General features: G+C 31.1%; 11 protein-coding genes and 1 pseudogene. 9 read left to right on the top strand and 3 right to left on the bottom strand.

Going from position 1 to position 12,296, the window contains the following annotated elements; genetic code table 11:
• Nucleotides 1-7: 7 nt before the first annotated feature.
• Nucleotides 8-214 (bottom strand): hypothetical protein, encoded by a 207-nt coding sequence (locus HMPREF2953_RS09335; protein ID WP_070673018.1) that lies wholly within the window; start codon nucleotides 212-214, stop codon nucleotides 8-10.
• 196 nt (nucleotides 215-410) lie between these two features.
• On the opposite strand from HMPREF2953_RS09335, the gene HMPREF2953_RS09330 reads away from it, so the two are divergent.
• The 3 genes and pseudogenes from HMPREF2953_RS09330 to HMPREF2953_RS09320 all read left to right on the top strand — a co-directional run bounded on the left by HMPREF2953_RS09330 (nucleotide 411) and on the right by HMPREF2953_RS09320 (nucleotide 4,709).
• A complete protein-coding gene (locus HMPREF2953_RS09330) occupies nucleotides 411-1,280 on the top strand; it encodes an SDR family oxidoreductase (RefSeq protein WP_002488266.1) in 870 nt (289 codons plus the stop codon).
• 94 nt (nucleotides 1,281-1,374) lie between these two features.
• Nucleotides 1,375-1,968 carry a sugar O-acetyltransferase gene (locus HMPREF2953_RS09325; RefSeq protein ID WP_070673016.1) on the top strand — a complete coding sequence of 198 codons (594 nt, stop codon included), beginning with the start codon at nucleotides 1,375-1,377 and terminating at the stop codon, nucleotides 1,966-1,968.
• A gap of 225 nt (nucleotides 1,969-2,193) precedes the next feature.
• A pseudogene (locus tag HMPREF2953_RS09320) lies at nucleotides 2,194-4,709 on the top strand (CDP-glycerol glycerophosphotransferase family protein).
• 43 nt (nucleotides 4,710-4,752) lie between these two features.
• Here the strand turns inward: HMPREF2953_RS09320 and HMPREF2953_RS09315 are convergent.
• Nucleotides 4,753-5,703, bottom strand: a complete 951-nt coding sequence (locus tag HMPREF2953_RS09315) for an NAD-dependent epimerase/dehydratase family protein (protein WP_070673014.1) — start codon at nucleotides 5,701-5,703, stop codon at nucleotides 4,753-4,755.
• Nucleotides 5,704-5,972: 269 nt separating this feature from the next.
• Between HMPREF2953_RS09315 and pruA the strand changes: the two genes are divergently transcribed.
• From pruA to HMPREF2953_RS09295, 4 genes are all read left to right on the top strand, one after another.
• On the top strand, nucleotides 5,973-7,517 hold the full coding sequence (gene pruA / locus HMPREF2953_RS09310; protein ID WP_049419029.1) for an L-glutamate gamma-semialdehyde dehydrogenase: 1,545 nt from the start codon (nucleotides 5,973-5,975) through the stop codon (nucleotides 7,515-7,517).
• 218 nt (nucleotides 7,518-7,735) lie between these two features.
• On the top strand, nucleotides 7,736-7,963 hold the full coding sequence (locus HMPREF2953_RS09305; RefSeq protein ID WP_002449375.1) for a FeoA family protein: 228 nt from the start codon (nucleotides 7,736-7,738) through the stop codon (nucleotides 7,961-7,963).
• A 4-nt stretch (nucleotides 7,964-7,967) separates the two neighbouring features.
• Complete coding sequence (gene feoB, locus HMPREF2953_RS09300; protein ID WP_070673012.1) at nucleotides 7,968-9,962, top strand: ferrous iron transport protein B; 1,995 nt, start codon at nucleotides 7,968-7,970, stop codon at nucleotides 9,960-9,962.
• 11 nt (nucleotides 9,963-9,973) lie between these two features.
• Complete coding sequence (locus tag HMPREF2953_RS09295) at nucleotides 9,974-10,162, top strand: FeoB-associated Cys-rich membrane protein (protein WP_002449289.1); 189 nt, start codon at nucleotides 9,974-9,976, stop codon at nucleotides 10,160-10,162.
• A gap of 65 nt (nucleotides 10,163-10,227) precedes the next feature.
• Here the strand turns inward: HMPREF2953_RS09295 and HMPREF2953_RS09290 are convergent, their stop codons facing one another.
• Complete coding sequence (locus HMPREF2953_RS09290; RefSeq protein ID WP_049334764.1) at nucleotides 10,228-10,779, bottom strand: TetR/AcrR family transcriptional regulator; 552 nt, start codon at nucleotides 10,777-10,779, stop codon at nucleotides 10,228-10,230.
• 326 nt (nucleotides 10,780-11,105) lie between these two features.
• Here HMPREF2953_RS09290 and HMPREF2953_RS09285 point away from each other — a divergent pair, with 326 nt between their 5' ends.
• Both HMPREF2953_RS09285 and HMPREF2953_RS09280 read left to right on the top strand, forming a co-directional pair.
• Entirely contained in the window at nucleotides 11,106-11,570 is a 465-nt protein-coding gene (locus HMPREF2953_RS09285) for a hypothetical protein (protein ID WP_070673010.1), read from the top strand.
• Between the two features lie 152 nt (nucleotides 11,571-11,722).
• Nucleotides 11,723-12,244, top strand: coding sequence for a methylated-DNA--[protein]-cysteine S-methyltransferase (locus HMPREF2953_RS09280; RefSeq protein WP_070673008.1), 522 nt, complete (start codon nucleotides 11,723-11,725; stop codon nucleotides 12,242-12,244).
• The last annotated feature ends 52 nt before the right edge of the window (nucleotides 12,245-12,296 follow it).

The raw sequence follows: 12,296 nt of genomic DNA, 5'->3' as shown, positions 1-12,296 counted from the left end.
ATGAATACTAAAAGAAATCAGATGGTTTAAAATAACTTAAATCTAAATCTTTAAAATTATTGAAGTTTGGGTGAGTGATAGATCGTATAAGTTCACCACTTTTAGCTTCATTATAGTATTGGTTGGCTTCATTCATTAAATCATGATCTTGAACTGTTTTTACAAGCCCTAAAATGATAAGAATGGTAATGATACCCTTTAGAATACCTTTCATGTTGTAACACCCCTTTTTATCTTTATCTCTATATAAGTCGTTGTTTAGATTAATTATATTATAAAGACTCTATGTTAAAATTTCATGCATCTCTAGTACGGACTTTGTATCATTCAAAAGTAGTAAGTATAGTCATTTTGTTTTAAAAATCAAAGAAATGGGAACGGTTAAGTAAATAAAGAAGGAGTGAAGAGGTATGGACTTATTAGATTTTCATAAAAAAATTAAAGGTTATACACAAGAAAAACAACCAGGTTCTGAAAAAGATATGGATCCTAGACCTATTGCTGAAATGGAAGAATACAAAGCTGGCGGTAAACTAAAAGGAAAAGTCGCATTAATTACTGGTGGTGACTCCGGTATTGGTCGTTCAGTAGCGATTTTATATGCCAAAGAAGGCGCTGATGTCGCTATTGGTTATTATAATGAACATGAAGACGCTGAAGATACCGTCAATCGTTTAAAAGAAATCGGCGTTAAAGCAAAAGCATATTCTCATGATTTAAAAGATGCTGATCAATCAAAAAAACTTGTTGAAACTGTGGTTAACGATTTTGGTGGTCTCAATATATTAGTAAATAATGGTGGCGTGCAATTTCCTAATGAAGACTTTTTAGATATTAAACCAGAACATTTCAATGAAACATTTAAAACAAATATTTTTGGTATGTTCTTCTTAACACAAGCTGCAGTACCTCATTTAAGTAAAGGTGATGCAATTGTTAATACAACAAGTGTAACGGCTTATCGTGGTTCTGGTCACCTTATTGATTACTCAGCAACTAAAGGTGCTATTGTGTCGTTCACACGTTCTATTGCAACATCATTGATGGAAAAAGGAATTCGTGTTAATGGTGTAGCGCCAGGTCCAATTTATACTCCATTAATTCCATCAACATTTGATGAAGATAAGGTAGAAAATCAAGGTGGGGATACACCAATGGGTCGACGTGGTCAACCTGCTGAACTTGCGCCAGCTTATGTATTCTTAGCAAGTTATGCAGATAGTTCTTATATTACAGGTCAAATTATCCATGTTAATGGTGGCGATTATATTACGTCTTAGTATGTAGTACTTATGAAGATAATAAAGTATTCTGTCTACGTATAGCGTAGGGAGAATACTTTTTATATTTATAGAAAGAAAAGAGGAAAAGACAATGACTGAAAAAGAAAAAATGTTAGCACACGAATGGTATGATGCAAACTTTGATAAGGAATTAAGAATGGACAGACAGCGTGCTAAAGACTTATGCTTTGAATATAATCATACACGACCTAGTGATATAGAAAAACGCCAAGCGATTTTAAAAGAATTACTGGGCTATGAAGCGAAACAACTTTCAATCAGCAGTCCATTTGACACAGATTATGGTTGGAATATAAAAGTTGGAGAAAACGTGTTTATCAATAGCAATAGTTATTTAATGGATGGTGGTGGCATTACGATTGGCGATAACGTCTTTATAGGACCATCATGTGGACTATATACAGCACATCATCCACTCAATTATCAAGATCGTAATAAAGGATGGGAATTGGCAAAACCTATTCATATAGGAAGTAATATTTGGTTTGGTGCGAGTGTGACAGTGACACCAGGTGTTTCAATTGGTGATGGCTCAGTTATTGCAGCAGGTAGTGTTGTAACAAACGATATTCCACCGAATAGTTTAGCTGCTGGAGTGCCAGCAAAAGTGATAAGAACGATTGATCAAAATGAAACGATAAATATGCCTAATCACTTTGAATAATATAGTAACCAACCTTTAAGCAGTAACACGTATGCTTAAAGGTTGATTTTTATGTAAAATAACAATTTGTATTGAAATTAAATATTTATTATATAATATAATTAAATGATATAATTGTAGAGTGCTGAATGTGTGTATTACTATATGTGCATCATTGAAATAGTTCAATTCATTTTAATGAAACAACTTAAGAGAAATAAAAGCAACTTAGAAAGGATAATGAATATGACACTTAAGACATGTCTTACAAATCAATTAAGACGTAAATTGAATTTTTTATTTAAGCCAATACAAAGAAAAAATAAATCTGCTTATACAAGTAAAGTAATGACTTACGCTAAATATTATAAGAAGAATAACGTTAAGGAATATCAGATATTATATCAAGTGAGAGATGGAAAAAGTATCACAGATAGTCCATATGCAATATTTAAAAGTTTAATTCAGCAACCTCGTTATCGTAAATATAAACACATATGGGTAGTAGATCATCACGAAACATTGTTGTTTTATAAAGCAAGATTTAAGGACTATAAAAATGTAGAGTTTGTTATTAAAGAATCAAGAGAATATTTGAAAGCATTAACGGAGAGTAAGTATTTAATTAATAATTCTACTTTTCCATCCTATTTCATTAAAAAGCCAAAACAAATGTATATCAATACATGGCATGGGACACCTTTAAAATATATGGGATTAGACATTGAAAATAGTCTTTATGGTTCTCAAAATATTATTAAAAACTTTTTAAGCAGCGATTACTTAATTAGTCCTAATCACCATACGACGACGATTTTTAAACGAGCCTTTAGACTTGAAAATATTTATGGTGGAGAATTTTTGGAAATTGGATATCCTAGAATCGATTTAACTTTAAATTCAAATCGACAAGACATGATTAGCGAGTTGAATCATTATCTTCATATTAGTAAAGAACAAAGTATTTTATTGTATTGTCCAACTTGGAGAGGCGAGGATGTCAATGCACCAGAGGCAAGTTTAAATCATATCGTTGAAGAAGTTGAAAAACTTAAACATCATCTAGATTATCAAGTGTTAGTCAAAGTCCATCCTTATTTATATAAAGACGCGCTTAAAATAAAACGTTTAAAACCTTATTTAATTCCTGATTATTTTGATACCAATGAAATATTAGCGATCGTCGATTTAATGATTACAGATTATTCAAGTATCTTCTTTGACTATTTAGTAACCAATAAACCGATTGTCTTCTATACTCCAGATTTGGATGAATATCAATCATCACGAGGTATGTATATTGCTAATCGTGACCTACCTGGTCCTGTCGTTCATCATATTGAAGATGTGATTACAGCGATCAAGCAAAAAGTATATGATGATGATTCAGTAAAGAAAAAATATCAATATTTTAAAATTTTAAACGTCAATATACCTATCTAGATGATGGAACGGTTACTGAAACACTTATTAACATACTGTTTGAGGGTAAACGTAAGCGTCCTAAACGTAAGATCTGTGCTAAGAAAAGAGTGTTAATTTATCCTGGTGGTATGAAAAATAATGGTATTACAACGTCTATCATTAATTTATTAGAAAATGTCGATTATGAAAAATACGACATTACATTGTTTACTAATAAAAGTAAAAATCTTGAAGTTTTAAATAACTTAAATCGTATTAATAAGAACGTTAGAATTATTTTGAGAGTACCTCCATTAGTAGCATCATTGAAAGAAATGTATAGTATCGATTTCGTAAGACAGAGAGGATCAAAAAGTACGTTAGAACATTTGATATATCCGAAGAAAGTATACGAAAGAGAAATGCGAAAAGTATTTGGTCATAGCCAATTCGACTATGCGATTGATTTTAGTGGGTATTCTATGTTTTGGGCTAATTTAATTTTAGCAACAAAAGTAAAACGTAAATTGATTTATTTACATAGTGATATTAAAGCAGATATGGAAAGAAAAGTTAACGGTGTTAAAATACATTATCAAAATTTAAAAGGTGTACTCTCGCTGTATAGTCAATTTGATCAATTAGTATGTGTATCCGATGCTTCTAAAGATCAAAATAAACAGAAGATCAATGATAAATCATTGAATAAGAAATTTGTTACTTCCAGAAATACGATTAATTTGAATAAAATCAATCAACTAAAATTAGATGACTCTGAAAAATTTGAAAAACAACACCAATCCGTACTCGTACGCATCAATAATAGGGATATAAGTTCAGTACCATTTAAGGAAGACGATTTCAAAATTGTAACTGCAGGACGATTATCACCTGAAAAAGGTTTTGACTTACTTATTGAGGCATTTAGTAAAGTACATGTCAGTCATCCGCATACAAAGTTATATATTATGGGGGAAGGCCCTATCCGTGTTCAATTAGAACAACAAATAAAAAGGTTGAAATTAGAAAAACATGTCTTTTTATTAGGACAAAGGAAGAATCCATACTATATCATGAAACAAGCAGACGTCTTCTGCTTAATGTCTCATTATGAAGGACAATCAATGGTATTACTTGAAGAATTAACTTTAAAAGTTCATATTATCGCGTCAGATATTATAGCAAACCGCTATGTACTCGGTAATGGTAAATATGGTACTCTTGTAAGTCATGATATTGATGAGATCACAGTCGCATTAGAACAGTGTATTCAAAAACAACCATCTCAATATGAAGTATTTAACGCACAAGAATATAATCAATTAGCACTTAAAGAGTTTTATAAACTACTCAAATAGTAAAAAACGGTTAGCATATTAATAAAAGCTAACCGTTTTTCTATTAAATAGTGATGTTGTTATGTTTATTATAAGTCAAATAAGCTGTAATACCTTCTTCAATACTATATTTAGAGTTGTAACCTAATGCTTTGAGTGGGGTAATGTCAGCACAAGAATGTTTAATATCTCCAAGACGTGGGGCTTCAAATTGATAAGGTATATGATAATCAAAGCCATGTTCGAACGATTGAAAAACAGCTTTCAAATTTGTTTGTGTTCCTGTGCCTACATTATAGATAAAACCATCCGTTAGAGTAGTATTAAGAACAATTGATAGAGCATTGATTAAATCATCGATATAAACAAAATCACGTGTTTGTTCACCATCTCCATAAAATGTAAAGGTTGAATGATTTAAAAACTTAGTATTCATAATAGAAATGACTCCTGAATAATCAGATGTTGGATTTTGTCTAGGACCGTAAATATTAAAGAATCTTAAACAAGTACAAGGAATTTGATATAAATGATTATAAATCTTAGTATATTGTTCTCCGGCGTACTTTTGAATAGCATATGGAGATAATGGAAATGGTTTCGATTGTTCTACAGATTTAGGTAAATCGGGTAGATGACCATAAATAGCTGCAGAAGAAGCAAATATGACTTTTTTAATATTTGGATTATATGTTCGAATTGCTTCTAATATATTGACAGTAGCATCTATATTAATACGATTGGATAATTCTGGTTTTTCAATAGTTTCTACTACACTTACCATAGCAGCTAAATGAATGACAAAATCAAATTGTTCTTTTTGTATTAACTGTGTTACAAATTCAAAATCGGTGATGTCTTTGATATAAATATGTTCATTGTTCACAAAAGGTATATTCTTTAAAAAGCCGGAACTTAAGTTGTCAATAATATGTACTTCTGTGTCATGTTTCATAAAATATTCTGCTACATGGGAGCCAATAAAACCTGCTCCCCCAGTGATAAGTACTTTCATATAAATACTTCCTTTTCTAGATGTCGGTTAATTATGTTATGATTATTATACTTTATTTTATTTAAATTATAAATTATTTATATAAAAAATGTACTGATAGGGCTATATTGGTATTTGAAGAAAAGTTTAAACAAACAATTTTGTAAGCGGTTGCAAATAAAGGAGTAAGCATAGTAAAATGAAGTTAATGATAGAAAATATCATGATTAAGAAACAAAGGGTTAGAGAATGAATTTAAATATTTAAAAACATATAGGGGGTAATGAAGTATGGTAGTACCTTTCAAAAATGAACCTGGTATTGATTTTTCTGTACAAGAAAATGTTGAAAGATTTCAAAAAACGTTAGAAAAAGTAAAACATAGCTTAGGCCAGACGCTTCCTATTGTCATTGATGGTGAACATATCATTAAGGATGATACATTCGATTCAATTAATCCAGCGAATACATCTGAATTAGTAGCTAAAGTGTCAAAAGCGACAAAAGACGATGTCGATAACGCATTTGAATCTTCAAACAAGGCTTATGACGCATGGCGTAAATGGTCACACAAAGATCGTGCTGAATTAATGCTTCGTGTCGCAGCAATCATTCGTCGTCGTAAAGAAGAAATTTCAGCAGTCATGGTATATGAAGCGGGTAAACCTTGGGATGAAGCAGTTGGAGATGCGGCTGAAGGTATTGATTTTATAGAATATTATGCTCGTTCAATGATGGAACTTGCAGATGGTAAACCGGTCTTAGATCGTGAAGGTGAACACAATCAATATTTCTATAAACCGATTGGTACAGGTGTAACCATTCCACCTTGGAACTTCCCATTTGCAATTATGGCGGGTACAACATTAGCACCAGTGGTTGCAGGTAATACGGTGTTATTGAAACCTGCTGAAGACACAGTGCTTACTGCATATAAACTGATTGAAATTTTAGAAGAAGCAGGCTTACCTAAAGGTGTGGTAAACTTTGTGCCTGGTGATCCTAAAGACATTGGTGATTACTTAGTTGATTCTGTGCATACACATTTTGTGACATTCACGGGGTCTCGTGCAACAGGAACACGCATTTACGAGCGTAGTGCAGTTGTACAAGAAGGTCAAACTTTCTTAAAACGTGTGATTGCTGAAATGGGTGGTAAAGATGCGATTGTAGTAGATGAAGGTGTAGATACAGACTTAGCTGCACACTCTATTGTAACGTCAGCGTTTGGATTCTCCGGTCAAAAGTGTTCAGCATGTTCACGTGCCATTGTGCATAGCGCTGTTTATGATGAAGTCTTGGAAAAGGCAATTGAGTTAACAAAAGATTTAACAGTAGGTAATACTGTTGATAATACATTTATGGGACCTGTTATTAATAAAAAACAATTCGATAAAATTAAAAAATATATTGAAATTGGTAGTAAAGAAGGAAAAATTGAAATTGGTGGAGAAGCGGATGATTCAACAGGTTACTTTATCCATCCAACAATCATTTCAGGATTAACATCTTCTGATCAAGTGATGCAAGAAGAAATCTTTGGGCCTGTAGTTGGCTTCACCAAATTCGATAACTTTAATGAAGCCATTGATATTGCAAATGATACAGATTATGGCTTAACAGGCGCGGTCATCACAAACAATCGTGAACATTGGATTCAAGCTGTAAATGAATTTGATGTAGGTAACTTATATCTAAATCGTGGATGTACTGCAGCTGTTGTAGGTTACCACCCATTTGGTGGTTTCAAAATGTCAGGTACAGACGCTAAAACTGGCAGTCCTGATTATTTATTAAACTTTTTAGAACAAAAAGTTGTATCAGAGATGTTCTAACATAACGAAGTGGTAGGTGCTGTGGAAAGTCGAATTCGTTCGATTTTCCATAGCTTTTTTTATAGTCTTAAAAAGAAAATAAATACTCTAAACAATGTATGAAATATATCTAAAATTTATGAAAAATGAATAAATAAATAATTGTAAAAGTAAGTGAAAAAGGTTATCATTTAAGTGTTGAGAATGATTATTAATTACAAATAGAAAGTGTGACTGGAATGATAAATGTAAGCACTGCATCAAAAGATAAAAAGTATGTAGTTAAACAAATTGATATTCAAAATAAAAACATGCTATATCGTTTAGGTGCCTTTGGCTTAAATGTAGGTAGTAAAATCAGTATTAAACAAAAGTGCTTGTTAAATGGACCAAGTGTTGTTGAAATTAATGGCCAATGTGTAAGCATTCGTCAACGTGATGCACGTTTAATTATGTTAGAGGAGTAAGCCTATGCACGAAAGCTTCTGTATATTAGGTAATCCAAATGTAGGAAAGACATCATTGTTTAATGCACTAACCGGTTCGTATGAATATATTGGAAACTGGAGTGGCGTTACAGTTGAAAAGAAAGTTGGACAATTAAAGAAAGATATTGGCAATTTAATCGATTTACCGGGTATTTATGATTTATCACCTATTTCTAAAGATGAAACAGTTGTCACAGACTATCTGATGACAAATACATTTACAGGTATGATTAACATTATTGATGCCAGTCAATTAAAGAGAAACCTTCAACTTACAATACAATTAATGGAGTTAAATGAACCTATTATCATTGGATTAAATATGGTAGATGTGGCAACGCAAAGAGGTATTAAAATTAAATATGAAGGTCTAATGAGAAAACTGAAAGTACCTGTATTTCCCATTGTTGCTCGTAAAGGAAAAGGTACGGAGGAATTGCTAAATGAATTGTCTTTTTTAAATCCAAAAGAAAAACGTAACTTCAAAATCAGTTATGGTAAAGAAACTGAAGATGCGATTAAGCAAATGACTTCTATCATTCAAGCACATACAAAATATCCTTCAAAACGTTTACGCTTTATAGCAATTCAGTATTTATTAGACAATCCGGAAATCGAGCGAGAACTACCTTCAGTTATTTCCGAACAAATTGAACCTATTAAAGAGAAGTTAAGTCAACACTTAGATGTATCAATACGACAACATATTGAAATCATTCGAAATCAATACATTGATCGTCTATTAGATGGTGTCGTTGAATATCCGAATGAAGAACAGCAATTTTTAACTGAAAAACTCGATAAAATAATAATGAATAGATACTTAGGTATTCCAATATTTCTAGTCATTATGTGGCTGATTTTTCAAACGACATTTACTTGGATAGGAACACCATTATCAGATCAGCTAGATGCTTTCTTTAGCGGACCACTCACAGACTGGTTAAAGGCAGGCATGCATTATATACATGTTGCGCCATTTCTACAAAATTTGATTACAGATGGTATTGTAGCTGGAGTAGGTTCAGTCTTAGTATTTGTGCCACAAATTATTGTATTATTCTTCTTTATTTCACTTTTAGAAGATTCAGGATATATGGCACGAATTGCAGTTTTAATGGATAGAACAATGGAATCAATAGGATTAAGTGGAAAATCATTTATTCCCATGATTATTGGATTTGGTTGTAATGTACCCAGTATTATGACAACACGGAGTATTGAAAATGAAAAAGAAAGGCTAATTACTATTTTAATTGCACCTTTCATGTCATGTTCGGCGCGATTGCCAGTATATGCTATTTTTGTAGGCGTATTTTTTGAAAAGTATCAATCTCTTGTAGTCCTAAGTTTATATGTATTAGGAATTGTAGTGGCATTAATTGTAAGTACATTACTTAACAAGTTTATTCTTAAAAGTGAGAATTCCGTATTTATTGTGGAACTACCTACATATAGAGTTCCATCAGTTAAAACGTTATGGAGAAGTACTTGGGAAAAAGCAAAAGGATTTGTAAAAAAAGCAGGAACATTTATTTTTGGTGGTTCTGTAGTCATTTGGGCATTGAGTTACATCGGTCCTCATGGAGTGAATGTACAGATTGATGAAAGCTTCATGCACAGTATTGGAGAATTCTTTGGACATCTCATTGCTCCATTAGGATTTGGTAGTTGGCAAGCAGGCGCTACGTTAATTCCAGGATTCTTAGCTAAAGAAGTCATTGTAAGTTCTATGGCTATCTTGTATTCTTCTAGTGAAGGTGGTTTAGTCAATGTCATTCAACAACAGTTCACACCGTTATCTGCATATGCCTTTATGATTTTTATATTATTATATGTGCCATGTATTTCAACTGTTGCAACAATTCGTAAAGAAACAACATCATGGAAATGGACACTTACAGCATTAATTTATCCAATTTTTACAGCGTATATATTAACATTTGCATTTTATCAAATAACAAAACTACTTATATAAGGATGATGACAATGACTTTATTAATAAACGTAATCATTTTTGTTGCTATTTTTGGTTACGCTGCGTATACATTATATAAATTCTTTAATCGCTCTACTCAAGGAAAATGTGGTAGTTGCGATACAGATTGTAATTGTGATATTAATGCATCTAGCGAGTTAAATGAATTAAAATTAAATCATATAAAAAACAATAATTAATAATAAATAACCCCCGTCGAATTAAGACGGGGGTTATTTATTAAAACGATATAACGATGGTTTGATCAGTAATTAATCGTTTTAATATTAACTAATTTATGAAAAACGTCATCCATTTCTTTAGGCGTAAGTGTTGCCTCCTCATTTTTTTGCCACTCTAAAAAACCACCTATAATTGAACCAAAAACATAGAAAACTAAGCTTTTAGGAATGGTTTCTTCAAGTGCTATCCGATCCATATTTTCATAAACATCATTTTTGATAATATCTATAAGAAACTGATTTCTAACTTTGTTGTATTCATTATCCTCTTCTTGCATGTGTTCGATTTTAGACAATGTTTCACGATTTAATGAATTAGACAAAACTTGAAACGGACGATTAATACGTTCCTTAATATCAATTGCAAAGTAATTTTTCCCAATGACTTCAAGTAAATAGACGAGTAGTTCATATTTATCATAAAAGTGTTTATAAAATGTAGTACGATGAATACCAGCATTTTCACAAATTTTATGAACTGTAATAGAAGAGAAGGGTTCTATTTCTAGTAAAGCATATAAACTACTCGTTAACGCTTTCTTAGTCTTTATCACTCTTAAATCTTTATCATTCATGTCTTTCTCCCCTAACATGTAAACTATAAAATATTTATATAGAGATACATAATATATGATTATAGAATAGAAATATCTATAAATAAATAGAGAATAACTAATAAATTACAATTTAATAAAAGAAATGATTTTTTATGTTTAGCGTTAAATAATTTATAATATAGAAAAGTTTTAACTAGGATGAATAGGGTATACAAATTTTAAAGAAATTAATTAGAATTATAAATAAAAATTAAAAAATTATAGAAAAATAGTATTCTTTATAGAATGATTCAATGATAATTCGATAAAATATAAAAATACTCTATACTGGAGGATGGTAAAATATGAAAGGTAGTAAAAGATTAAATCAAATTAAAGAAGATAATAAAAAACAACTTAAAAAATTATTTAAGTATGACAAAAATAATGCTTTATCATTTAGTAAACCAGATCGTGAAAAAGTTCAAGATAAATTTGGTGTATATGTTATTTTTGATAAAAAAACACCAATATTTGTAGGGCAAACTGGAGGATATTCAACAGGTTATCAACCTATTACGAAAGACTTATTTAACAAAATGGGACAATATAACTTAAAATCTGATGTAGGCACAACAAAATTTAAAAAAGGCTTAGCTCAACAAAAAGGTTTGAACGAAGACGATATTAAATCAATCACTGCTGAAGATTATGGATTAAAATTCCAATATGTAAATGTTAAAGATGAGCCAGCATTTATCAATATATTAGAAATTTTAGCATTAGAATATGCTAAAGATAAAGGCTATGAATTATATAACTTCAATTAAGAACTATTGTATTCTTAAAATAAACTTAGTATTAAACAGTTATAAATCAATGTGTCAGAATTGATTAATGGAAGCGAGAAGAGGAATTCAAATGAATTCAGTCTCGCTTCTTATTTTTTATTACAATACAATAGAGTAAGGAGGAAGCTATTATGTTCTATTCAATGCTTTATCACTCTCCAGTAGGTAATTTAGAAATCGTTACAGACGGAGAAGTAGTGACGCAATTAGAATATTTATATCAATACACGCATTTACGTTTTCCTACAAATCATGAACTATATATTTTAAAAAAAGTAAAGCGATGGCTTGATGACTATTTCTTAGGAAATAATCCAGAGATTGATTTTCCTTTACAACCTCATGGTACATCTTTTCAACAAGAAGTATGGGCTTATCTTAATACGATCCCATATGGAGAGCTTACTACTTACGGAACGATTGCAAAACATATTGGTCAATTATTAAACAAACCAAAAATGTCTGCACAAGCTGTAGGTGGAGCTGTAGGAAAAAATCCAATTTCTATCATCATTCCTTGTCATCGCGTTGTAGGAAAAGATGGTAGTTTAACAGGATATGGTGGAACAATTGATAATAAAATTAAATTGTTAGAAATTGAAAATGTGAATATGAGTCAATTATATCGACCATTATACACAACTAAACCATAAATAAAAGGCGCCTAAGACATAATGAGTTGTCTTAGGCGTTTATAATGTTTTG

This window comes from Staphylococcus sp. HMSC072E01 (assembly GCF_001814125.1).
GTDB lineage: Bacteria > Bacillota > Bacilli > Staphylococcales > Staphylococcaceae > Staphylococcus > Staphylococcus hominis.
This window is presented reverse-complemented; position numbering and strand designations above follow the sequence as displayed.